Source organism: Kineococcus sp. AC630 (genome assembly GCF_979255925.1).
In genome coordinates, this window is sequence record NZ_CEEDMJ010000001.1 from 163,352 (window position 1) to 186,772 (window position 23,421).

Consider the following 23,421-nt stretch of genomic DNA (forward strand, 5'->3'; position numbering starts at 1 on the left):
TCGCCGCATGCACGGCGAGGCGTCGCGCCCCGGGGAACGGGCCCGCGACGTGGGCGATCCCTACCGCTACGGCGTCTACCTGCGGCCCGACCCGCGGACGTGCCTGGCCGTCACGACCATCACCGCCCAGCTCCGGGCGCAGTACGGGTTCGTCTCGGCCTGGGCGTTCCCGCCGCACGCCACCCTGGTGGGCAGCCAGCACCTGGGCCGCGACGAGGACGCGATCGTCACCGCCCTCGACGCCGCCCTGGCGGGCCGCCGCGGCTTCGACGTCCACAACCGCGGGGTGCGGGCCAGCGGGGTGGGTTTCGTCTACGACGTGCACCACCGCGCCGACGGGACCCCGAACGCCGAGTTCGTGGACCTCGCCGCCGCGGTCGACGCCGCCGTGTCGCCGTTGCGGCTGCCGATGAACTCCCCGCAGGTCCACGGCTTCGACCGCGCCGGTTTCCTGGCCCACCTGTCCCTGGCCTCGCACGACCTCTACGAACGTCCCGACCTGCACGACGAGGTGGGCGAGTTCGTCACCGGCCTCGACGTCGCGGTACCGCAGGGTTTCCGGGGTCGCACCGTGACCCTGTACCGCACCGCCAGTTCCGACTGGAGCGGGCGGTGGTGGCGCAGCCTGGTGTGCGAACACGTCGCGACGTGGACCCTGGACTGACACGACGCACAGGATCTGCGCAGCGTTCACCGAGGAGCCGTTCGGCGTCAGCTGTGGATTGGCCGAGCACGGGAAGGGTTCGGGGCATCCGGAGTGCACCGCAGCCACCCGCCTCGTGAGGATCCCCGTGACCACGTTCCCCCTCGTCAGCACCTCCGCCGGCGGCCTGGGCCGCCGCAGCGTCCTCGCCGGCGCAGCCGCCGGCACCGGCCTGCTCGTGGCCGGTCAGCACAGCGCGTCCGCGACCCAGAGCCCCGGCCGGGCGACGAAGTCCTTCGCCTCACGCCTGGGCAACCCCTTCACCCTCGGCGTCGCCTCCGGGGAACCCACGCCCGACGGCATCGTCCTGTGGACGCGACTGGCGCCCTACCCCTACGCCGAGGACGGACGGGGCGGCATGCCGGACCGCGACGTCCCCGTCGAGTGGGAACTCGCGGAGGACGACGCGTTCCGCCGCATCGTGCGCAGCGGCCGGACGGTCGCCCCGTCCCAGCTCGGCCACAGCGTCCACGTCGAGGTCGACCGCCTGCCCTCCGGACGGGAGTTCTTCTACCGCTTCCGCCTGGCCGGTCTCGGCGGGGAGGTCTCCCCGGTCGGCCTGACCCGCACCGCGCCCGCCCGGACCTCCTGGGGCACACCGCTGACCATGGCGTTCGCGTCCTGCGCGCAGTACGAACACGGCTGGTTCACCGCCTACCGCCGCCTGGCCGAGGAACAGCCGGACGTGGTCGTCTTCCTCGGGGACTACATCTACGAGTACCAGGCGGACACCTACGTCTCGCCGTCGGGCAGCAACGTGCGCGACCACATGGGCCCGGAGACCGTGTCGCTGGCCAACTACCGCCAGCGCCACGCCCAGTACAAGGCGGACCCGGACCTGCAGGCCGCGCACGCGGTGGCGCCGTGGATCGTCACCTGGGACGACCACGAGGTCGAGAACAACTACGCCGCACTCGTCGCCGAGGAACAGGTCCCCGTGCCGACCCTCGAGGAGTTCACCGCCCGCCGGGCCGCGGCCTACCAGGCCTACTACGAGAACATGCCGTTGCGCGCCGACGCCCGCCCCACCGGGGCCGACATGCAGTTGTACCGCCGCCTCAGCTGGGGACGACTGGCGAACTTCCACGTGCTCGACACCCGCCAGTTCCGCGACGACCAGCCCGGTGGGGACACGTTCCCCAGCTCCGGCCCGGAACGCGACGAACCCCAGCGCACGATCATGGGCGAGGAGCAGGAGGCGTGGCTGCTCGACGGCCTCGAACGCTCCGGGGCGACGTGGGACGTCATCGCCCAGCAGGTCGTGTTCCACGAGCACGACTACGTCCCGGGCGTCGACCGCGGTTTCAACCCCGACTCGTGGGACGGGTACACCGCCAACCGCCAGCGACTGCTGGACGAGTTCGCCGAACGCGGGGTGGAGAACCCCGTCGTCCTCTCCGGCGACGTGCACAAGCACTACGCGGCGGACCTCTCCCGGGTCGCCACCGACCCGGGCTCCGCCCCCGTGGGCGTCGAACTGGTCGCCACCTCGATCACGTCCGGGGGTGACGGGGGTGACGACTACGCGACCCGCGACAGCGAACTGGCCGACAACCCCGACCTGAAGCTCGCCAACAACCAGCGCGGCTACGTCGTCGCGCGCCTGGACCGGCACGAACTGCGCGCCGAGTTCCGGGTGCTCGACCGAGTGTCGCAGCCGGGGGCCGCGGCGGGCACCCGGGCGACCTTCGTCGTCGAGGCCGGACACCCCGGGCTGCAGGAGGCCTGAGCGCCGCCGGCGGGGCGGTGTCCCCGTGACACCGCCCCGTTGCCGCGCCCCGTGCTTCGATGGGCCGGGGACTCACTCCCGGTAGTCGATCGACAGCGCGGAGTGCGCCCGCCGAGCATGATCGTGCGCCGACGTCCGCGGGCGGGTAGACAAGCGGGATGGTCGACGCCCACGAAGAGATCGAAGTGAAGTACGAGTTCGCCCCCGACGCCGAGCTGCCGCCGCTGGCCGCCGTGCTGCCCGAGGTCGACGCGACCGGACTGCGCGTCGGTGACCGCGGCGAGTTCGTCCTCGACGCCGTCTACTTCGACACCCCCGACCTGCGCCTCTCCGGGGCGAGGACGACGCTGCGCCGGCGCACCGGCGGCGTCGACGCCGGGTGGCACCTGAAGACCCCCGGTGACGACGGCGCCCGCCTCGAACGCCGGGTACCGCTGGGACGCGCGGTCCGCACCGTCCCGGTCGCGCTGCGCCGCCTCGTCGAGGCCCTCACCGAGGGGCAGGCGCTCGTACCGGTGGTCCGGCTGTCCACGCACCGGAGCGTGCAGACGGTCCTCGACGCGAGTGGTCGACGGTTGCTGGAACTCGCCGACGACCGGGTCGAGGCCCACCGGCTGCTGCCGGCCGGGGGTTCCGGGGAGCCGGGTGCGGGGCAGACGTGGCGCGAGGTGGAACTGGAACTCCTCGACGGCGACCGTGCGGTCTTCGACGCCGTCGACGCCGCGCTGCGTGCGGCCGGCCTGGTCGTCTCGACGAGTCCCTCGAAGGTCGGGCGCGTCCTGGCGGGAGGGCCGCCGGAACCCGCGGCCGACGACCACACCACCGACGCCGGTACCGACACCGATCCTGGCATCGACACCGCGGAGGTCGTCCCTGTCGAGGTGACCACGCCGTCCGCCGCGACCCCGGCGGAACCCCGGACGTTGTCCCGCGGCACCACCCCTCGGCGCAAGGAGCTGTCGACGGCGTCGAGCGCGGGCGACGTGCTCTTCCTGCACCTGCGCGAACAGGTCCAGCAGGTCTTCGACCAGGACGCCCGCGTCCGGGCCGACGAGCCCGACAGCGTGCACAAGATGCGGGTCGCCACCCGCCGCCTGCGCAGCGCGCTCCGCACGTTCCAGCCCTTGCTGGGCGCACCGACGAAACCGTTGCGGGACGAGTTGCGCTGGCTGGCCGCCGAGTTGGGGCGGGCGCGCGACGCGGAGGTCCTGCGCGACCGCCTGGTGCAGGCGGTCGCGGCGTTGGACGTCTCCCCGGACGTCGCCCCCGAGGACCAGCCGGACGACCCCGCGGCGACGGGGGCCGTGCCGCAGCGGGTGGCCGAGCAGCTGGGGTCGGACTACCGCCGGGCCCACGACCAGGTGCTCCTGGAACTGGACTCCGAGCGCTACCAACGCCTGCTGGACACCCTCCAGGAGTTCGTCGAGAGCCCGGTGACGAGCCCGAAGGCCCGTCGCCCCGCCGGGCGGGAACTCCCGAAGCGCGTCGCCCGGACGTACCGCACGCTGGCGGGGCTGGTGGCCGCCGCGCAGGACGCCCCCGCCGGTCACGAACGGGACGAGCTGTTCCACGAGGCCCGCAAGGCCGCGAAGCAGGTGCGCTACGCCGCCGAGGCGGTCGCCGTCGTATTCGGGAAGGACGCCAAGCGGTTCGCCGCGGCGACGACCGCGGTGCAGGAGGTCCTCGGTGAGCACCAGGACTCCGTCGTCACCCGTGAGCGGTTGGCCGACCTGGCCGCTCGGGCGGAGCCCGAGGTGGCCTTCGCCTACGGACGGCTGTTCGCGCAGGAGGAGACCCACGCCCGGCTCAGCGAATCCGACGTCGACGACGCCTGGGACGCGCTGCGGGCCAAGCGCCTCCACCGCTGGCTGCGGTGATCGGACGCGCGCCGGGTCGGGTCGGCACCGGAAGGCGCTGACCCGACCCCCGGTTCCCGCGCCGTGTCGGCGACCTCGTTCGCGGTCGCGGTCGCGCACTGCCTCCACCAGCGGCAGGAACCGACTGGAGGCCGGAGCCGCGGCGACCCGAACGATCGCGGTGGGCGTTGCTGCGGTACTGGCATGATCGGGCAGTGACCGCAGGGGATGGGGACCGGCCGCAGACCGACCCGGCCGTCCGACGGGTGAACGACGCGCTCCCCGCCCACCTGCCCTCCCGGCTGCCGCTCGAGGTCCCCTCGCCGGACCAGCCCGACGAGGTCTTCGACCGCTACGCCCGTCTGGTCCGCGCCACGCTGGGTGTCCCCGTGGGCCTGGTCAGCCTGGTCAGCACCGAAGGGCAGGTCTTCCCCGGGGCCGAAGGGCTGCCCGCCCCCTGGCAGCAGGCACGCTGCGCAGGGCTGTCGCACTCCTTCTGCCAGTACGTCGTGGCCCACGACGCCCCCCTGGTGGTCCGGGACGCCCGCCAGGACCCGGTCCTGGCCGACAACCCCGCCATCGACGACCTCGGGGTCATCGCTTACGCCGGCTTCCCCCTCCACGACCCCGACGGTGTGCCCGTCGGGTCGCTGTGCGCCATCGACACCCAGCCCCGCGACTGGACCCGGCACGAGCTGGACGTCCTGGCCGACCTCGCCGCCACCGCCACCCGGGAGCTGACCCTGCGCCGGGCGGCCGTGCAGGTCACCACGTCCCAGCACGCCGAACGCGCCGCCACCGACCTCGCGACGCAGATCAGCGAATCCATGGCCATCGGCTACCTGCTGGTGGATCAGGAGTGGCGGATCGACTACGTCAACGCCCAAGCACGACGGGTCCTGGGCGCTGCCGGGGACGACCTGAGCGGTCAGGTGCTGTGGGAGCTGTTCCCCGCCGCGGTCGGCACCGTCTTCGAGACCAACTACCGCCTGGCGATGCATAGCGGGCAGGTGATCTCCTTCGACGCCTACTACCCCGCCCCGCTGAACACCTGGTTCGAGGTCCGCGCCACCCCCACCACCAGGCCCGGAGGCGCGGGGCTCGCGCTGTACTTCCTGGACATCACCGCCCGCCACGAGGCCGAGGCCGCCGCCCGCCGCTCCGGCGCCCAGCTGGCCGCGCTCGGGCGGATCGCCCTGGCTCTGGCCCAGACCGAGGCCATCGACGACCTGGTCACCACCATGGCCGAACAGGGTCTGAGCGCGTTGGGTGCCGACGGAGGTGCCGTCGCGGTCGCCGACCCCGACAACCCCTCGAGCCTGCTGTCCTACATCACCGTCAGCTACGGGCCTGGTGTCCAAGCCGACTACGGACGCCTGGGCCTGCACGAGGCACTACCGGTGTGCGAAGCCTTCAGCACCGGACAACGCATCCTGCTGAGCGATCAGGACGCCACTGACGCCTACTCCCCGATGATGATCGATGTCGCCGTGTCCACCGGCTGCCAGGCGTGGGCCTCCATCCCGCTGCACGCCGACGGGCAGGTCATCGGCGTGCTCACCGCCGGCTGGGCCCAGGCCCAGCCCTTCCCCACCGAGCAGCTGGACCTGCTGGACACCTTCGCCGCCCAGTGCGCCCAAGCCCTGCAACGGTTGCGCTCCCGCGACGCCGAACGGGCCTCCGCCGAAGACGCCCGCGTCTCCGCCGATCGCCAACAGGCGTTGGTGGTCATCGCTCACGCCCTGGCCGGCGCCCAGGACCAGGAGGCCGTACTGGCCGTCCTGGGCGAGCAGGGCCGTGAGCTCCTGCAGGCCAACGGATGCGGGCTGTGCCTGCGCGAGGACGACGGTGCCCACGTCGCCACCCTCATCACCGACAGCTACGCCGAGGTCCGCACCACCGTCCAGCGGGTCCCGGCCGACTTCCCCCTCCCGGCGATCCGCAGCGCGGCCACCGGGGTCAGCTACTTCCTGTCCGACCGGGGCGAGACGGAGGCCGCCTTCCCCGGTTCGGCGCAGATCTACGCCGATGCCGGGGTGCAGGCCTCCGCGGCGGTGCCGCTGGTCGCCCGGGGGCACCTGCTGGGATGCCTGTCGGTGGGTTTCGCCACCGAACGCACCTGGACCGAGCCGGAGCAGGGCCTGCTGGAGGCGTTCGCGGCTCTGACCGCGCAGGCGCTCGAACGCATCAGCGCCCACGAGGCCGAGAGCGCCGCCAGCACCGAGGTCGCCCGCTTCTCCGAGACGCTGCAGCGGTCCCTGCTGACCAGCCCGCCCGAGCCGGACCACCTGCACATCGCGGTGCGCTACTCCCCCGCCGCCGAGGAAGCCCAGGTCGGGGGGGACTGGTACGACGCGTTCATCACCGCCGACGGCACCACCAGCCTGGTCATCGGCGACGTCACCGGCCACGACCGCGTCGCCGCCGCGGCCATGGGGCAGCTGCGCAACCTGCTGCGCGGCATCGGCTACGCCGTCGGCGACCCGCCTGCGGCGATCCTCACCATCCTCGACCACGCCGCCCACGACCTCGGGGTGGACACCACCGCGACGCTGGTCCTGGCCCGCATCGAGCAGACCCCGCAGCAGCGACGCACCGGGGCGCGGCTGCTGCGCTGGTCGAACGCCGGCCACCTGCCCCCGCTGCTGATCGACCCCGAGGGTGCGGTGAGCTTCCTGGAGACCCCGGCGGACCTGATGCTCGGGGTGGCGCCGGAGACCGCCCGCCACGACCACCAGGTTCTGCTGGCGCCGGGTTCGACGGTGCTGCTCTGCACCGACGGCCTCGTCGAGCGGCGCGGCGCCACCCTGCAGGCCGGGCTGGACTGGCTGGCCGCCACCGTCGCCGAGCTGGCCCACCTCACCGTCGATGAGCTGTGCGACGAACTGCTGGCTCGGGTCGGCGACCAGGTCGAGGACGACGTGGCCCTGCTCGCGGTGCGCGTCCACCCCGAGGACCGGCCGCGGCCGGTGGAGGCCGGGCCGAGGTGCGACCCGCGCGAAACCCCCACCGTGGACAGCGCCGACCCCGAGGAGACGGGGCCGTCCTCGGAGGACTCGGGTGAGCACCGCCGCCGAGCTGTGCTGGTGCTGGATCCTGAACCGGCCGCCGTCGGGCAGGCGCGGACCTTCGTCCACGACCACTGCTGCCGCCTGGCGGAGTGCGGAGACCTGTGCGACACCCTGACCCTGCTGGTCAGCGAGGTGGTGACCAACGCCTTCCTGCACGGGCGCAGTCAGGTCCGGCTGCTGGTCGAGGCCACTTCGCGAAAGGTGCGGGTCGAGGTCAGTGACGACAACTCTCGCCACCCGGTGCTGACCGTCAGCGATCCCGATGCACTGGACGGCCGCGGGTTGGCGATGATCGACGTGCTGGCCACCGCGTGGGGTGTGCGCGACGAGGAGGTCGGCAAGACGGTGTGGGTCGAGCTGCACGCCGACTGACGACCAGCCTCGGCCGCACTCGTCTCGTCACCCGCGGCGACGGAGGAACCACGCTCGTCGGTGGCCGGCGACTTCGCCGCCGAGACGGCCTGCTGCATCGGCCGTGATCCGGGCTGCGCGAGCTGCCGAGACAGGGTTCACGGCGCAACCGTCTCGAATCCCCCACCCGGCTCTTCGGTGACCCTCTGTCCGTCCTTCGCACGGTTCGTCACACCCGATGGGCCGGAAGGGTGATTCTGGAACCGTGTCCCGGGAACGGGAACCGGCCGGGGTGCGGAGCCGCCGCACCGGCGACAGCGTGTCGGGCACCGGGCCGCACCTCGCACGCCCGACCGCGCCGAACTGAGGAAGAACACCTGTGCTGACCGTCCTCTGCTGCGTCGCCCTGGTCGTCTCGGCGGTCTTCGCAGCGATCCGAATGGAGGCGGCCTGGCTGACCCCGCCGACGCCACCGGCCCGCGGGTCCAGAACTCCGACCGCGTCGGCGAGCGCAGCGCGTCAGGTGGAGGCGGTCTTCCTCCCCGGCAGCGGGACGGTCTGAACCGGAAGACTCACCGCCGGGGAAGAAGCGCGCCTTTCCGGACCGTTCCGAGTTGCGCATGCGCCGGGGAACGTCACGATGACCATCAGCAAGACCGGCGAGGAGATCGACGCCGCACAGCACCGATCACGTTTCGACGATGAAGAAGACGCTGAGGTGGATCACCTCGACGCCGGGTCCAGACCGAGGGCTCACGCACTGCTCCACGACCCGGGGCGGACGTCTCGGGAAAACGGCCCGGAAGGAAACACCCATGAACCGCGACTACACCCCCGACACCCTGTTCAACGCCACCGTCACCGGCAGCGACGGGGACAAGATCGGCAAGGTCGACGAGGTCTACCTCGACAACCGCAGCGGCGACCCGGAGTGGATCTCCGTGAAGACCGGGCTCTTCGGCTCGAACGTCTCCCTGCTGCCGCTGGCCCAGGCCACCGTGTCCGGTGACACCGTCACCGTTCCCTTCGACAAGGACATGGTGAAGAACGCCCCCCACCACGACCCGGGCGCGGAACTCAGCGAGACCGACGAGGCCGACCTCTACCGCTACTACGGGATGAACGACACCTACGGGTCCGTCGGCGACACCTCGGACGCGAACACCCGCACGGGTGAGCACGCGACGGGTGAGCACGCCTCGACCGACCGCGAGAGCACCCTCGGAACCACCGGGCAGACGACGGGCGGCACCGCGGGGACGACGCAGGAGTTCACCGAGGGTTCGGGCCGCGGGCACGACACGTCCGGCCCCGACACCGACAACGCGATGACGCGCTCCAAGGAAGAACTCCGCGTCGGCACCGAGACCCGCGAGGCGGGCCGGGCACGCCTGCGCAAGTACATCACCACCGAGAACGTCTCCCGCACCGTGCCGGTCTCGCACGAAGAGGTCGTCGTCACCCGGGAACCCATCACCGAGGCGAACCGCGGCGCGGCCCTCTCCGGTGGCGACCTCACCGAGGAGGAGCACGAAGTCGTCCTCACCGAGGAGCGCGCCGTCGCCGAGAAGGACGTCGTCCCCGTCGAGCGCGTCCAGGTCGGCACCAAGACCGTCGAGAGCACCGAGACCGTCCAGGCGGAGCTGCGCGAGGAGCGGATCGACCTCGACGCCGACAGCGCCGTCAAGACCGGCACCACGGGGAAGCACGACCCCCGCGACTGACCCGGACCGCCTCGCACCGACCTCGACGTCAGGACACACGATGGAGAACCCGAACTCGGCCCAGGAGGGTTTCCTCACCGGAAACCCCTCTGTCGCAGCTGATGTCGGCGCCGAGGTCGGTGCGGAAGTGGTGCTGCACCAGGAACGGCTGGGCATCACCACTCGACGGGTCCCGGTCGAGAAGGTGCGCTTCACGAAGCGGATCGTCACGACCACGCGAACCATCGAGGTCCCCGTCCGGGTGGAACAACTCGTGGTCACCCACGAGCCCCTGTCGGACGAGTTCCCAGTCACGGACGGCGAGGTCTCCCCGGAACTCGTCATCGTCCTGCACGAAGAGGTTCCCGAGGTCACCCTCAGGGTCGTCCCCGTCGAACGGGTCTCGGTTGCGGTCAGGACCGTGACCCGGGACCAGACGGTCGTGGCGGAACTCGCCACCGAGGTGGTCGACGTCACCCGTACGTGACACGCTCGCTGGCACAGCACGCTGGAGAACACCGGCGCCCCGGACGACACCGTCCGGGGCGCCGTTCGCATTCCGGACACCTCTCCGGGAAACCCTGACGAGGAGCCACAGATGAGCACACCGAGCAGCGACGGCGCTCACGCCGCCACGGGTGGTCACGACGACCACCACGGGCGGCCCCGGGTCCACGACGACGCACCGCAGGTGGTCCACCGCAAGGACGACAGGTCGGGCACCGACACGTCGCGCACCCCCATGGACCGCACCTCGGTGCTCAACCGGGAGAAGAACGCCCACGGCGGCATCAAGGTCGGTTCCGCGTTCTTCGGCTGGCTGACCGCGACCGGGACGGCTGTCCTGCTGACCGCCCTGATCGCGGCGACCGGAACGGCCGTCGGGCTGCCCGGTTCCGGTGACCTGGGGCGCGCGGTGTCGCAGGCGGCGGACGCCGCCACCACGAACGCCGCGACCATCGGCATCGCCGGTGCCGTGGCCGTCCTGGTCGTCCTGCTGGTCGCGTACTTCTGCGGCGGGTACGTCGCAGGACGCATGGCCCGCTTCGACGGGATCAAGCAGGGCTTCGCGGTCTGGGCCTGGGCCGTGGTCATCGCCGTGGTGGTCGCCGTCCTGGCTGCCGTCGCGGGCGACGAGTACGACGTCCTGGGGCGGCTGAACAGCTTCCCCCGCATCCCCGTCGACTCCGGGTCGCTCACCGCCGGGGCCGTCATCACCGTCGTCGCCGCAGCGGTCGTCGCGCTGGTCGGGGCGGTCCTGGGCGGACTGGCCGGCATGAGGTTCCACCGACGGGTGGACCGGGCCGGACTCGGCCGCTGACCTCGCGCTCCCTGCGCACCCCGGCGGGCCGGACCCACCGACACGTCAACCCACCACTGCGGAGAGAACTCCGCCATCGCACGAGGAGGAACGCATGTCCCAAGGAACGGGACCAGAGTTCGGCACCGACCAGCAGCCGTCGGAGATCGCCTACGACGCACTGACCGGGCACACGACCCCCGCTGACACCCAGACGGGCGCCCACGCCGCCGCACCGTCCTCCACCGGGTACGAGGTGAACGACGGCGGTGCCCACGAGGGCACCGGTGGCCGCGCCGAGCAGGCCGCGGCGGTCAAGGACCAGGCGCAGCAGCGGGCCGGCGAGGTCGCCGGGACCGCCAAGGAACAGGCCGCCAACGTGGCCGGGACCGCCAAGGAGCAGGCCGCCAACGTGGCCGGCACGGCCAAGGAACAGGCCGGGAACGTCCTGGGCGAGGCGAAGAACCAGGCCGCCGACCTCTTCGGGGACCTCCGTCGCCAGCTGAGCGAGCAGTCCGACGGCGTCCGGGACCGCCTCGCCGAGTTCCTCACCGGTGCGGGTTCGGAGCTCAGCGACATGGCCGGCGCCGGTGGTGGTTCCGGCTACGCGACCCAGGTCGTCCGCCAGGTCGGGGACCGGGCCTCCAGCTGGGGTTCCCACCTGACCAACCACGACGCGGCGGACCTGCTGGAGCAGTCGCGCACCTTCGCCCGCCGCAAGCCCGGGACCTTCCTGCTGGGTGCCGTGCTGGCCGGGGTCGTCGCAGGACGGCTGACGCGCGGTGCGAAGTCCCACCACGACGCGACGACCGCCACCGAGACCACGCCGGTCGCCGCGCCGGTCACCACTCCGCAGGTGCAGGCCACCCCGACCACCGTGCCCACCTCGGCGCCGTACTCCGAGACGGACGCCATCGTGACCCGCACCCGGCCCACCACGCCGCTCTTCGACGAGGACGCGCCGTTCGTCACCCCGGACACCCGGCCGTGAGCGGCGGCGCGACGGCCGCCACGCCGCCGGGAGGAACGGACCGGCAGGAGGGCGACGAGAGGTCCCTCGGCGACATCGTCGGCAGCATCACCGGCGAGTTCTCCACGCTGGTGCGTCAGGAGATCGCCCTGGCCAAGGCCGAGGCGACCCAGGACGCCAAGACCGCCGGCAAGGGCGTCGGCATGCTCGCCGGCGCAGGCGTCGCCGGGCACCTGTTCCTCATCGCCCTCTCCGCCCTGGTCGTCATCGCCCTCGGCGGGCTCATCGGTTACGGCTGGTCGGCGCTGATCGTGACCGTCGTGTGGGCCGTGATCGCCGCCGTCCTCGCCGTCACCGGCCGCAAGGAACTCCGCAAGATCCCCCCGCCCCTGGACAACACCCAGCAGAGCCTCAAGGAGGACGTGCAATGGCTGAAGAACCGCAACAGCTGAAGCAGGACATCGAAGGCACCCGGAGCCAGCTCTCCAACGACCTGGACGCGCTGACCGACCGCCTCAACCCCTCCAACGTGGCCCAGCGCCAGGTGGACAAGGCCAAGGCCAACGTCGCCACCGGCATCGCCGGGGTGAAGGACCGCGTCATGGGCAGCGCTCACGACGTGGCCGACACGGCGCGCGACGCCGCCGACTCCGGCCGCGGCGGGGCCTCCGACGGCAAGGCCGCGGTCAAGCAGCGCACCCGGGGCAACCCCATGGCGGCCGGGCTCATCGCCTTCGGCGCCGGGTGGCTGCTCTCCGCGCTGATCCCGGCCTCGGAGCAGGAGACCGAGGCCGCCGGCGCGGTGCTCGAGAAGGCGAAGACCCAGGGTCAGCCGTTGCTCGACGAGGCGAAGGCCACCGCGTCCGACATCGGCTCCTCGCTGGGCGCCAAGGCCAAGGACGCGGCCGCCTCCGTGAAGGAGACCGCGCAGGACGCGGCGAGCACCGTGCAGAGCGACGCCCGGGACGCGGCGGGCACCGTGCAGGGCGACGCCCGGGACGCGGCCGGGACCGTGAAGGACCACGGGACCAGCGCGGCGCAGGACGTCACCCAGAACGCGAAGGACACCGCCCGCTCCTGACGGCGGCGGGACGGACGACGAGAGGGCACCGGTGGACCGTTCGCGGTCGCCGGTGCCCTCTCGTGCGTCCGGAGGCGGCGGTCAGGCGTCGGTCACGCCGCCCGCGTCCTCCGTACCGTCCGCGTCGTCCGCTTCGTCTTCGTCGGGCCCGAAGAACCCGTCGACGACGTCCAGCACCGCACCGGCCAGACCGGGGCGGGCCGTCCACGGCTCCACCGACGACAGCACCCCGAGGTCGACGATCCGCGCGAGCAGCGCCGACGTCGTCTCGAACTCGTCCTCGTCGCCGCTCTCGGTGAGCAGCTCCCGCAGCCGGCCCGAGGTCATCGGGTCCAGCACGGAGGCGGTCACGGCGGAGAGCGCACCGACGATCGCCGCCGGCGACTCCGACGCGGCCAGGGTGCCGCTGACGGCCGAGGCCAGGATCGTCGTCGCCACGTCGCAGCGGTGGTCGACGTCGTCCAGCGCCGGCACGGTGGTCTTGCCGTCCACCACGACGACGACCTCGTTCGTCAGCAGCTCGGCCCACTCCACCAGGGGGTCGAGGGCGGGCGCGAAGGGTTCGAGGTGGCGGCGGAGGACGTCGATCGCCGGACTCGCCTCGGGCTCACCCGCCTCGACGCCGAGCGCCAGTTCGCCGAGGGCGGCGAGTCCGGCCGCCACGACCGGGAGCGAGGAGAGGTCCTCCAGCCGGGTCGCCGTGGGGACGGCGAGCTCCGCGGCCTGCAGGGCGTCGAGGACGGTGCCCCGCCCGGAGGTGGTGCCCGCGACCCCTCCGGAGGCGACGTCGAGGCAGTCGGCGAGCTCCTCGGGCTCCCCGGCCCACTCCTCCGTCTCCCCGAGGAACATCAGGTAGGACGTCCACGCGACGCGGCTCTCGTCCACGAGTTCCTGGGCGTCGAGCTCGTTGTGCTCGGCCACCGCGGGGACGATCTCGGTGAAGAGTTCCTGCAGCTCCTCGGGGTGGAACCGGCGCGCGGCGGCCGGGGTCAGGTCGAGCTCCAGGGACAGGACCAGCCAGCCCAGGGACTCCATGAGCCTCGCCTCGAGGTCACCGACCTCCAGGGGTGCTTCGCCGGCCTCGGCGTCGTCGAGGAGTTCGGCCTCCAGGAAGCGCCGGAACGGCACCTGCAGGTCGCCGAGGACCTTGCCGCCGGCCCGCAACGGGGACATCTGGGTGCCGGTGGCGGCCCGCTGCGCGGGGTGGCCGTGGGACTTCTTCTTCTTCGGCACGGGTACCTCTGGGCCGGGGACGGTCGGAGGCCCCAGCGTAGTGGTGGCCCGCGGCGCGCCCCCGCGACGACGTGGCGCTTCAGCCGGCGGTACGGACGTCGAGCGCCTCGACCTCGGTGAACCCCAGCCGCGCGTACACGCGGGCGGCGCGCTCGTCGTCGGGTTGCAGGTGGGCCAGTGCGGCGCCTCGGGCGAAGGCGCGCCCGAGCAGCCAGGACGACAACCCCGCCGCGATCCCCCGCCGACGGGCCGCGGGGAGGACGGCCACCCCCGCCAGCAGCACCGCCGGCCCGGCCCGGCCGTCGGAGCGCACGGTGTGGGCGCTCGCCACGGGGACCCCGTCGACGTGGGCGATCGCGACCTCGACGCGCCCGTTCGCGAGCAGCCCGCCGAGCCACTCCCGGGCCGCCCCGGGCGGTCCGCCGAAGGCCGCGACGTCGATCGCCACGACGGCGTCCAGGTCCCCCGGCTGCCCCGCGGACGCGGTCCGCACCGAGGTCCCGGCCGGGACGTCGACCGGCCGGAAGCTCGCGGGCCACAGGCCCGCGAGGCGTTGGCGGACGATCGGTTCCCCGCCCGGCCAACCGTCCGGCCAGGGCGTCGACGCCGGCAGCCGCCAGGCCCACGGGGTGGCGCGGGCCGCGAACCAGGCCGCGACGGCGAGGGGGTCGGTCCGGGCGGGGTCGTCCAGGTCGGCCGCGTTGTACTGGGCGAAGTCCGTTCCGCTGCAGGCGGTCCGGGCCCCGCCGAACTCGGCGTGGGCGCCACCGGGTCGACCGCCCGAGCTCACGGCCCAGGCGTCGGCGTGGGCGGTGTGCACGAGCGGTCCGGGGATCTCCACGGCCACAGCCTGTGCGACGCTGGCGCCGTGGACCAGCGCGTTTCGCAGTGGTGGGCCGAGGCCGATGGACGAACCCGGCGCACGGTCGCCGGGATCGCCGACGGCCAGCCCCTCCCCCCGCACCTGGCGTGGTCGTTGCAGGCGGCCGGGTTGCACGCCCCCTCGATCGGGCAGGGGGCCTACGCCCAGCCCCCGGAGTTCGCCGCGGCTCTCGGGGAACTGCGGGCGGAACCCGGCTGATCGCCCCCCACCTGCCCGTGGTGGTGGCGGCGCGGTCACGCGGTCCGTGGTCGTTCGGCGGCGGTGATCACCGGGTCGTCGTCGGCGGCGTCCCAGCCGAGCTCGTGCGCCGCGACCTCGGTGGCGTAGAAGGAGGAGTTCCCCGTCGGGGCGGACCGCCAGGGAACCCCCGGGTGGAACCGCGCCGCGAGTTCGGCGGTCGGGACCGGGCTGACGGTGCGGGCGCCGACGACGTTGGCCACGACGTGTCCGGGCCGGCTGCGCCCCAGCGCGCGCAGGCACGCCGCGGAGGCCGCGGCGAAGGACACCCAGCCCCAGAGGTCCTTGCGCCGCTCGGCCTCGTGTCCCGGGTCGTCCTGCCCGTACCGCTCGCGCAGGCCGTGGAAGCGGAGGCTGGTGAGGACCGCCGCGGGACGGCGACGGGCGAAGGCGTCGGCCGCCTGCTCGCCGAGGAACTTGGAGATCGCGTAGGGGTCCTCGCTGTAGCTGGGGTGGGTCTCCTCGACCGGGAACCAGTCGTAGCGGGGGGCGGCGCTGAACGCGGCGCCGGTGGCGTTGATGCTGGAGGCCAGGCAGACGCGCTCCACCCCGGCGGTCTCGGCGGCCAGCAGCACCGCCAACGTGCCGCCGACGTTCAGGGAGAGGACGTCGTGCGGACCGTGCCCGAGCGGGCTCGGCCGGGCGGCGAGGTGGACGACGCCACCCGCCCCCGCGAAGGCCTCGGCCAGGGCGACCGGGTCGGTGACGTCCACGGAGCGGGGCTCGACGCCCTCGGACTCCGGCACGGCTCGTCCGGTGTCCAGGGCGAGGACCTCCCACCCGGCCCGGACCGCGCGCGGGACCAGCCGCGCCCCCAGCGCCCCACCGGCGCCCGTCACCACCAACCGTCTGCTCACCGGCCCATCCCACCGCCTCGGCGGGGGGACCGCACCCGGTGCGGCGGGGTCAGACGAGGCGACGCTCGGAGTGGTTCAGGCGCACCCGCAGCACGGTCGCGATGACGTCGCGGGAGGCGATGCGACGTCGCACCCGGCGTCCGTCCTCGACGACGACGACCTCGGGGCAGACGAGTCCGGTCGCGGCCAGCGCCGCCGCCGCCTCCCGGGAGAGCACCTCACCGGGACGCACCGCGGCCAGCGCCGTGCGGGTCGGGATCGGCAACGCCTGCCACCAGGCCGCGAGCGCCGGGTCCAGCTCCTGTCGGACGTAGCCCGTGCCACCCCAGGTACCCGAACCGGGGCCGCGGTCGTGGTTCCCGGTCGCCTGCACGTTCTCACTCACGTCAGCAGTCTGGTCGATGTTCGAACATCGCGCCTCCGGGGGTGGCTGCGGACCCGTTCGGACCCTCAACTCCGGCGACCGCGCTGCCGAGGACGTGGGGACGGACGACGCACCACCGGGAGGACATCGACGTGTTGGCGGCTCTCATCGTGCTGCGCACCCTCGTCGTCGTCGCCTCGTTCCTCGTCGTCGCCCGGCGGGCGGCCCGTGAGCGCCGGACGCGGACCCCGGCGCGGGACACGTGGGCGTCCTACCGCCTCGGTCTGGGCCTGCTGGCCGCCAGCAGCGTGCTCGAGACGGTCCTGGTGCTGCTGGGCGCGTCCGTGGGCCGCGTCGGTCCCGGTGCCGTCCTCGTCCTGCGGGTGAGCAGCACCGCCGGCTGCTTCTTCCTCTACCACGGCATCTCGCAGTGGTACCGGGCCCACGACAAGGGCCGTCCCTCGGGGCGCGTCGACTGGCTGGCCGGGGTGAGCTGCGTCCTGGGTCTGGCCGGGCTGGCCAACGTCGTCCTGGCCCTCCCCGACGGAACGGCCGGTCCGGCCCAGCAGCTGCGGGTCGTCCACGTCGCCGCGCTCGCCGTCCTGCTCACCGCCGTGGCGTTCTTCTCCCTCACCCTGCCCCGGCGCCTGCGCGGCCGGGCCACGATGGTCGCCGGCGCGGTCGGGTCCGTCCTGGTGACCCAGGTCGTCTACCTGCTGCACGGCCCGGAGCTCGGCGTCGTCCTCGCCTGCTGGGTGGCGTGGGCGTGCCTTGCCCTCTCCTACGCCGTCGCCGCCTGCCTGCCCCCGATCCCGCTGGGCCACCAGCGGCACCGCATCCTGTCGGTCCCCCTGGTCAGCTCCACCGGTCTGGTGCTCGGTCTCGTCGCGCTGGTCGGCGCCGGGCTGGGCCTGGGGCCCGCGCACTGGGCCCTGTGGTTCGGGGCCGCGGCCATCGCCGGGTCGGGAGCACGGCTGGTCCGGTTGGTCCGCGACCTCGCCGATCACGACCGGGCCCGCCGGCAGGCCCGCACCGACGACCTCACCGGTCTCGCCAACCGCCGCGAGTTCCTCGACCGCCTGCGCCGCAGCGCCGGGGCGGGCTCGCCGTTCGCGGTGCTGCTGCTGGACCTCGACCGGTTCAAGGAGGTCAACGACCAGCACGGCCACGCCGCGGGTGACGAGCTGCTCACCGCGACGGCCATGCGGCTGGGGGCGGTGCTCCCCCACCCGGCGCTGCTGGCCCGCCTCGGCGGCGACGAGTTCGCCGTCCTGCTGCCCGGGGCCGACGCGGCCGAGGCCGTCACGACGGCCGGCTCGATGCTCGCCGCCGTGTCCCGGGTCGACGTCGTGCTCGGTTCCGTCGTCGCCCACACCGTCGGGGCCAGCGTCGGGGTCGCCACCAGCACCAGCGCCGACGGCCTCAGCGGAGAGGAGCTGCTGCGCCGCGCCGACGGAGCGATGTACACGGCGAAGGTCGGTGGGCTCGGCGTCGCGCTGCACGACGAGGTCACCGACCGCGCCTGGCGCAGCCGGGTGCTGCTGTCGGAGGAACTGCACGAGGCGCTGGGCGCGGACGCCGGCCCCGGCGCCGCGGACGCGTTCGAGGTGCACTACCAACCGCAGGTGTCCCTGGTCGACGACGAGGTCGTCGGCGTCGAGGCCCTCGTGCGGTGGAACCACCCCCGCCTCGGTCTGCTGGCCCCCGGCGCGTTCCTCGACGTCCTCGAGGAACGCGGCCTGATGCCGGCCCTGACGGTCCACGTCGCCCGCCGTGCGGTGGCCGACCTGGCGGGGTGGCGCGCGGCCGGACACGACCTGCGGCTCTCCATCAACACGTCGAGCACGTACCTGTCCAACCCGCAGCTGCTGGAACTCCTCGACGAACTGGCCGAGGGGACCGACCCCTCGCGCATCGTCGTCGAGGTCACCGAGACCTCGTTGATGAACGAACCCGAACGGGCCCTCGCGACGTGCCGCGACATCACCGCCCGCGGGTTCTCGCTGAGCATCGACGACTTCGGCACCGGCTACTCCTCGCTGGCGTACCTGGCCAACCTGCCCGCCACCGAGCTGAAGATCGACCGGGCGTTCACCTCCCGGGCCCTCGTCGACGACCGGATCACGGCGATCGTCGCCGGCACCGTGGACCTCGCCCACCACCTTGGTCTGCGGGTGGTCGCCGAGGGCGTCGAGGACACCGGCACCCTGGAGCTGCTGCGCGGGCTCGGCATCGAGGAGTCGCAGGGCTACCTGCACAGCCGCCCCGTCCCGGCGGGCGAGTTCCTGCGGTGGCTGCGCGGGCGCACTCCCGCGGTCGTGTGACGCTCACCCCGTCAACCCGTTCTCGTAGGCGAAGACCACGATCTGCACCCGGTCCCGCAACCCGAGCTTGCGCAGGATCGCCCCGACGTGCGTCTTCACCGTCGACTCCGAGACGAACACCAGCCGGCCGGTCTCGGCGTTCGACAACCCGCGGGCGACGGCGTCGAACACCTCGCGCTCCTTCGCCGTCAGGGCGAGGAACTGCGGCGGCGGGGGTCTCGTCGCGGTGAGGTCGCGTTCCAGCAGGCGCGTCAGGTCCCCCGGGGCCAGGACGGCGTTGCCGGCGTGGACGGTGCGGATGGCGTCGGCGAGCTGCGCGGGCGTGGTGTCCTTCAGCAGGAAACCGCTGGCCCCGTACCGGATGGCCGTGGCCGCCCGGTCGTCGAGGTCGAACGTCGTCAGCACGATCACCCGCACCGGCGCGGCCCGCCGCGCCACCCGTTCGGGCAGGAAGATCTGCCGGGTCGCCTCGACCCCGTCCATCTCCGGCATCCGCAGGTCCATCAGCACGACGTCGGGCGAGAGCTCCTCGGTGAGGCGCACCGCCTCCAGCCCGTCGCCCGCGGCACCGACGACGTGCAACCCCTCCTGCGCGTCGACGATGACCCGGACCCCGGCCCGGAACAGGTCCTGGTCGTCGACCAGCAGCACCGAGATCACGCGCGCACCGGAACCCGCGCCGTCACCGAGAACCGCCCCGCCGGGCCGGGCGCGACCTCCAGTGCGCCACCGACGCCTTCGAGGCGCCGCCGCATCCCCTCGACGCCCCGCCCACCCGCCGACGTCGTGCCCCCCGCAGTCGGGATCCCGTTGCTCACGTGCAGCTCCAACCACTGGTTCCCGGGGCCGGAGGACTCCCCCGGCCACCGCTGGACGACGGTCACGGGGGCGTCGCGGTCCCCGTGCCGGAGGGCGTTCGTCAGCATCTCCTGCAGCACCCGGTAGGCGACGGCCGCGAGTTCCGGCGGCAACGGACGCTCGGCCCCCGAGGTCGAGGAGACGATCCGGAAACCCGTCCCCCGCGCACCCTCGACCAGGCTCTGCAACCGCCCCGGCGCCGGCGGCTCCGCCGAGGCCGAGAGGACCTGCTGGACGTCGCGCAACGACGCCCGGGCCGTCCCGGCGATGGTGCCGAGCGTCGCCTTCAACGCCGCCGGGTCGTGGTCGGGGAAGAACTGACCCGACTCCGCCTGAGCCAGGATCACGGCCAGGGAGTGCCCGACGACGTCGTGGACGTCGCGGGCCAGGCGGGTCTGCTCCTCGCGCAACCGCGCGATCTCGTACGCCTGCGCGGTCTCCAGGTGCGCCTGGGCCGATTCCCGTTCGGCGGCGACGCGTTCACGACGCGACGTGGCGGCACTGCCCTGGAAACGCAGCGCGAGCCCCGCCAGCCAGGCGGCGGCCAGCACGAGCAGCAGGACGACCAGCGTCGCCGCCGTCCCGAACAGGTTGAAGGCGAACTCCACCTGACGCCGGACGAGGATCCCCGGGTAGTAGTACCCGCTGAACAACGCCCCCGCGGCCACGAGGGTGCCCGTGACGATCGAGACGCCGGACAACCCCAGGACGAGGGGACCACCCCACCGCGCCGCCGAGAACGCGACGAAGAGCATGAAGGCCTGCGACAGCAGCATCGGGACGGAGTGGGTCAGCTGCAGCAGACCCGTCAGCCAGGTCAGGCCCAACGCGATCCCCGGCAACGGCCGGGCGATCCCCACGGTCAGCGCGACGAGGAGGACGAAGAACGGGCTCGCGCTCTCGTAGCCCGAGTCGGTCCGGACCCAGGTCTCCGCCAGACCCGCACCGGCGGTGAGGAGGCCGAGCAGCACGTCGGGACCGAACCGGCGCGCCGGGGTCGTCTCGTCGAGGTCGTCCATCGGGACCACCGTAGTCTCCCGGGCGCTCACACCAGGGCGTCGCGGACGAGCACGTCGAGGAGGTCCCCGTACCCGAGACCGCCCGCCGCGAACATCAACGGCGCCGCCGAGTGCGCCGTGAACCCCGGTGTCGTGTTCACCTCGTTCAGCACCACCCCGTCGGCGGTGAGGAAGAAGTCCACCCGGGCCAGTCCCCGGCAGCCGAGGGCGTCGAAGACGGCGACCGCCGCCGCCTCCAGCGCGCCCGCCTCGGACGGGTCGAGGTCGGCCGGCAGCCGGATGTCGGGGTGGCCGCCGTACTTCGCCGCGTGGTCGAAGATGCCGTCCCGCACGACCTCCTCGATCGGCGCGGTCCGCCGCGTCCCGTCCGGCCGGGCCAGGACCGCGACGCAGAACTCCCGGCCCACGACGAACTCCTCCACGAGCACCCGGTCGTCCAGCGCGACGGCGCTCGCGAGCGCCGCGGGCAGTTCGCCGGGTTCCCGGACCAACGACACCCCGAGGCTGGAACCCGCTGTGACGGGTTTGACCACCACGGGTCCGCCCCAGGGTGCGGCGAGGAGTTCCTCCCGGTCCGCGGAACCGGCCAGCAGCCGGCCGGGGGCGGTAGCGACGCCGACGGCCCCGGCGACCAGTTTCGTCGCCCACTTGTCCAGGGCCAGCGCGCCCGCGCCGACGCCGGAACCGACGTAGCGGACCCCGGCGAGTTCGCAGAGCGCGGCGAGGGTCCCGTCCTCCCCGTGGACACCGTGCAGGACGGGGAACACGACGTCGCAGGTCTGCAGGACGCGCACGGCCCCGGCGAGGCCGAGCGGGCGCAGTTCGTCGTCGCGCCAGAGACCGTCGCGGTCGACGGTCAACCGGACGGCCCGGTGGTGGCCGGTCTCCTCGAGTCCGGCGGCGACGGCGGCGGCCGAGGCGAGGGAGACGTCGTGCTCGCCGTTGCGGCCGCCGCCGACGACCGCGACCCGGATCTGCCCCTGGTCCAGGGTGGAACTGTTCACGTCGGAGACTCCGTTTCTCTCCCCCGCGGTGCGGGGGGTCAGGTGGTGCTGCGGTGGACCCGGCGACCGAGGCCGACGAGGAGTTCGGCGTCGAGGCGGCCGCTCCAGCGCGCCCAGTCCGACAGTCGCGGTTCGCCGTCGTCCCCGGGGCCGAAGACGGTCACGTCGGCGCCGAGGAGGAGTTCGGGGGCGGGCAGGTCCGCCAGCTGCCCGAGGTCCACGACCGTCTGGTCCATCGACACCCGCCCGACGACGCGGCAGCGGCGGCCGGCGACGCTGACCTCGGCCTCGGCGGCGAGGTCGCGCGGAACGCCGTCGGCGTAGCCGAGGGGGACGAGCCCGAGGGTCGTGTCCCGCGGCGCGTACCAGGTGTGGCCGTAGCCGACGGGGGTTCCCGCCCGCACCCGGCGCACCGCGGTCAGCGGCGCCCGGAACGTGACGGCCCCGCGCAGCGGAACCGTCCCGGTGGGGTCGATGCCCAGCAACCCGGCACCGATCCGCACGAGGTCGTGGTGCGACGAGGGGTCGGTGAAGGTGGCGGCGGTGGCGGCCAGGTGCGCGTCGGGTTCCAGTCCCGCGCGTCGGGCGACGCGGAGGCCTTCCTCGAACCGGCTGCGCTGCAGCGCGTTCTCCCGCGGGTCCTCGGCGCAGGCGAAGTGCGACATGACCCCGACGACGTGGAGGCGGCCGGAGCGTTGCGCGGCGGCGGCCTGTTCGCACAACCGTGCCCACTCCCCCACAGCGGCACCGTCGCGGGTCATCCCGGTGTCCAGGTGCAGGTGCACGCGGGCCCCGCGCGGCATGCCGAGCAGGTGGGCGAGACCGGGGACGGCGAGGTCGACGCCGGCGGCCACGGCGGGGCGGAAGTCGGTGCCCGAGGGGTTCAGCCAGCTCAGCACGGGCGCGGTCACCCCCTGCGCGCGCAACGCCAGGGCCTCCGCCACGCCGGTCACCCCGAGCGACGTGGCCCCGCCGGCCAGGGCGGCGCGGGCGACGGCGAGGGCCCCGACGCCGTACCCGTCGGCCTTCACGACCGCCATCACGGCCGCCGACGTGCGACCCCGGACGAGGCGGGTGTTGCGGGTCACGGCCGCGAGGTCGAGCCCCACGGTCGCCGACCCCGTGCGGGGCGCCGCGGCGAGGGCGGAGTTCACGACCGCACCACCTCGAGGGGACCGTGCAGCGCGTGCTCCGCTCCGGTGACGGCGGCCCAGTAGCGGTCCCCGAAGCTCCAGTGCCACCACTCGGTGGGGTAGTTCACGAACCCCGCGGCGAGCAGCACGTCCCCCAGGACCTCGCGGTTGCGGCGGGCGGTCGCACCGACGGGCGCGGCGGTGGCGCACGCGCCGCGGGAGTCCTCGGGCGTCGCGTCGATCGGGGTGCCCAGGTCGAGTTCCCGGCCCCGCTCGTCGACGAGGGTGAGGTCGACGGCGGAACCGGCGACGTGCGGGGCGACCGCGACGGGGGCGACGAACCGGCTGGTGAGGCGGTGCACGAGGTCGTCGTCGGCGTCGGGGTGGGCGGCACGGACCTGCGCGGAGTAGGTGGCGATGATCGCCCGCTGGGCGGAGAGTTCCCGCAGACCCTCGACCACCCGCAAGGAGGTGCCCCGGGGCAGGCCGTCCTGGGCGAGGGCGAGCCGGGCCGCGACGGCGCGGCGCACCCGGGCGCCGGCGGGCCCGAACCCGGGGCCCAGGACGACGAGCGGGTCGCCGTTCTCCCGCACGGGGACCGCGGCCACCACCGGGTCGCTCATCAGCAGTTCGACGTTCATCACGTCCTCAGCCTGCGGTGACGACGGGTACCGCGGGATCACCCGCAGGTACCGACGTCCGGTCCTCGAGGTGGAGGCGTCCCCGCCCGCCGGTGGGGCAGCGT

General features: G+C 73.7%; 22 protein-coding genes. 13 read left to right on the top strand and 9 right to left on the bottom strand.

Annotated elements, in window-relative coordinates; all coding sequences use genetic code 11:
- Positions 1-7 precede the first annotated feature (7 nt).
- The 11 genes from AC0I8G_RS00770 to AC0I8G_RS00820 all read left to right on the top strand — a co-directional run bounded on the left by AC0I8G_RS00770 (position 8) and on the right by AC0I8G_RS00820 (position 12,764).
- Positions 8-664, top strand: a complete 657-nt coding sequence (locus AC0I8G_RS00770) for a 2'-5' RNA ligase family protein (RefSeq protein WP_471728264.1) — start codon at positions 8-10, stop codon at positions 662-664.
- A gap of 127 nt (positions 665-791) precedes the next feature.
- Entirely contained in the window at positions 792-2,432 is a 1,641-nt protein-coding gene (locus tag AC0I8G_RS00775) for an alkaline phosphatase D family protein (protein ID WP_471728265.1), read from the top strand.
- A gap of 158 nt (positions 2,433-2,590) precedes the next feature.
- The gene (locus tag AC0I8G_RS00780) at positions 2,591-4,309 is read left to right on the top strand and encodes a CYTH and CHAD domain-containing protein (RefSeq protein WP_471728266.1); all 1,719 of its coding nucleotides are present in this window, start codon (positions 2,591-2,593) and stop codon (positions 4,307-4,309) included.
- A gap of 194 nt (positions 4,310-4,503) precedes the next feature.
- A complete protein-coding gene (locus AC0I8G_RS00785; protein ID WP_471728267.1) occupies positions 4,504-7,731 on the top strand; it encodes a GAF domain-containing protein in 3,228 nt (1,075 codons plus the stop codon).
- Between the two features lie 358 nt (positions 7,732-8,089).
- Positions 8,090-8,272: a hypothetical protein gene (locus tag AC0I8G_RS00790; protein WP_471728268.1), complete on the top strand. Its 183-nt coding sequence runs from the start codon at positions 8,090-8,092 to the stop codon at positions 8,270-8,272.
- Positions 8,273-8,525: 253 nt separating this feature from the next.
- Positions 8,526-9,434, top strand: a complete 909-nt coding sequence (locus AC0I8G_RS00795) for a DUF2382 domain-containing protein (protein WP_471728269.1) — start codon at positions 8,526-8,528, stop codon at positions 9,432-9,434.
- Between the two features lie 40 nt (positions 9,435-9,474).
- On the top strand, positions 9,475-9,900 hold the full coding sequence (locus tag AC0I8G_RS00800; RefSeq protein WP_471728270.1) for a YsnF/AvaK domain-containing protein: 426 nt from the start codon (positions 9,475-9,477) through the stop codon (positions 9,898-9,900).
- Positions 9,901-10,011: 111 nt separating this feature from the next.
- On the top strand, positions 10,012-10,734 hold the full coding sequence (locus AC0I8G_RS00805; RefSeq protein ID WP_471728271.1) for a hypothetical protein: 723 nt from the start codon (positions 10,012-10,014) through the stop codon (positions 10,732-10,734).
- A 94-nt stretch (positions 10,735-10,828) separates the two neighbouring features.
- Positions 10,829-11,704 (top strand): hypothetical protein, encoded by an 876-nt coding sequence (locus AC0I8G_RS00810; RefSeq protein WP_471728272.1) that lies wholly within the window; start codon positions 10,829-10,831, stop codon positions 11,702-11,704.
- Complete coding sequence (locus AC0I8G_RS00815; RefSeq protein ID WP_380259141.1) at positions 11,701-12,135, top strand: phage holin family protein; 435 nt, start codon at positions 11,701-11,703, stop codon at positions 12,133-12,135. The genes AC0I8G_RS00810 and AC0I8G_RS00815 overlap by 4 nt, the downstream gene beginning before the upstream one ends.
- Entirely contained in the window at positions 12,111-12,764 is a 654-nt protein-coding gene (locus tag AC0I8G_RS00820; protein ID WP_471728273.1) for a DUF3618 domain-containing protein, read from the top strand. Before AC0I8G_RS00815 ends, AC0I8G_RS00820 begins: the two co-directional genes overlap by 25 nt.
- Before the next feature lie 81 nt (positions 12,765-12,845).
- Here AC0I8G_RS00820 and AC0I8G_RS00825 read toward each other — a convergent pair whose 3' ends face one another.
- Together AC0I8G_RS00825 and AC0I8G_RS00830 are read right to left on the bottom strand one after the other, a co-directional pair.
- Positions 12,846-13,997 (bottom strand): hypothetical protein, encoded by a 1,152-nt coding sequence (locus AC0I8G_RS00825; protein ID WP_471728274.1) that lies wholly within the window; start codon positions 13,995-13,997, stop codon positions 12,846-12,848.
- 79 nt (positions 13,998-14,076) lie between these two features.
- Positions 14,077-14,838, bottom strand: a complete 762-nt coding sequence (locus tag AC0I8G_RS00830) for a GNAT family N-acetyltransferase (protein ID WP_471728275.1) — start codon at positions 14,836-14,838, stop codon at positions 14,077-14,079.
- Between the two features lie 27 nt (positions 14,839-14,865).
- Here AC0I8G_RS00830 and AC0I8G_RS00835 point away from each other — a divergent pair, with 27 nt between their 5' ends.
- Positions 14,866-15,078, top strand: coding sequence for a hypothetical protein (locus AC0I8G_RS00835; RefSeq protein WP_471728276.1), 213 nt, complete (start codon positions 14,866-14,868; stop codon positions 15,076-15,078).
- Positions 15,079-15,113: 35 nt separating this feature from the next.
- Here AC0I8G_RS00835 and AC0I8G_RS00840 read toward each other — a convergent pair whose 3' ends face one another.
- Positions 15,114-15,974 (bottom strand): NAD-dependent epimerase/dehydratase family protein, encoded by an 861-nt coding sequence (locus AC0I8G_RS00840; RefSeq protein ID WP_471728277.1) that lies wholly within the window; start codon positions 15,972-15,974, stop codon positions 15,114-15,116.
- A 49-nt stretch (positions 15,975-16,023) separates the two neighbouring features.
- Positions 16,024-16,359 carry a hypothetical protein gene (locus AC0I8G_RS00845; protein ID WP_380259147.1) on the bottom strand — a complete coding sequence of 112 codons (336 nt, stop codon included), beginning with the start codon at positions 16,357-16,359 and terminating at the stop codon, positions 16,024-16,026.
- A gap of 131 nt (positions 16,360-16,490) precedes the next feature.
- Between AC0I8G_RS00845 and AC0I8G_RS00850 the strand changes: the two genes are divergently transcribed.
- Positions 16,491-18,662: a putative bifunctional diguanylate cyclase/phosphodiesterase gene (locus AC0I8G_RS00850; protein WP_471728278.1), complete on the top strand. Its 2,172-nt coding sequence runs from the start codon at positions 16,491-16,493 to the stop codon at positions 18,660-18,662.
- 3 nt (positions 18,663-18,665) lie between these two features.
- Here AC0I8G_RS00850 and AC0I8G_RS00855 read toward each other — a convergent pair whose 3' ends face one another.
- From AC0I8G_RS00855 to AC0I8G_RS00875, 5 genes are read right to left on the bottom strand one after another with little or no spacing between them, the layout of a single operon-like run.
- Positions 18,666-19,322 (bottom strand): response regulator, encoded by a 657-nt coding sequence (locus AC0I8G_RS00855; protein ID WP_380161184.1) that lies wholly within the window; start codon positions 19,320-19,322, stop codon positions 18,666-18,668.
- On the bottom strand, positions 19,319-20,539 hold the full coding sequence (locus AC0I8G_RS00860) for a sensor histidine kinase (RefSeq protein WP_471728279.1): 1,221 nt from the start codon (positions 20,537-20,539) through the stop codon (positions 19,319-19,321). Before AC0I8G_RS00860 ends, AC0I8G_RS00855 begins: the two co-directional genes overlap by 4 nt.
- A gap of 26 nt (positions 20,540-20,565) precedes the next feature.
- The gene (locus AC0I8G_RS00865; RefSeq protein ID WP_471728280.1) at positions 20,566-21,543 is read right to left on the bottom strand and encodes a D-alanine--D-alanine ligase family protein; all 978 of its coding nucleotides are present in this window, start codon (positions 21,541-21,543) and stop codon (positions 20,566-20,568) included.
- 38 nt (positions 21,544-21,581) lie between these two features.
- The gene (gene alr / locus AC0I8G_RS00870; protein WP_471728281.1) at positions 21,582-22,697 is read right to left on the bottom strand and encodes an alanine racemase; all 1,116 of its coding nucleotides are present in this window, start codon (positions 22,695-22,697) and stop codon (positions 21,582-21,584) included.
- Positions 22,694-23,317, bottom strand: a complete 624-nt coding sequence (locus tag AC0I8G_RS00875; RefSeq protein WP_471728439.1) for a M15 family metallopeptidase — start codon at positions 23,315-23,317, stop codon at positions 22,694-22,696. The genes alr and AC0I8G_RS00875 overlap by 4 nt, the downstream gene beginning before the upstream one ends.
- Positions 23,318-23,421 lie beyond the last annotated feature (104 nt).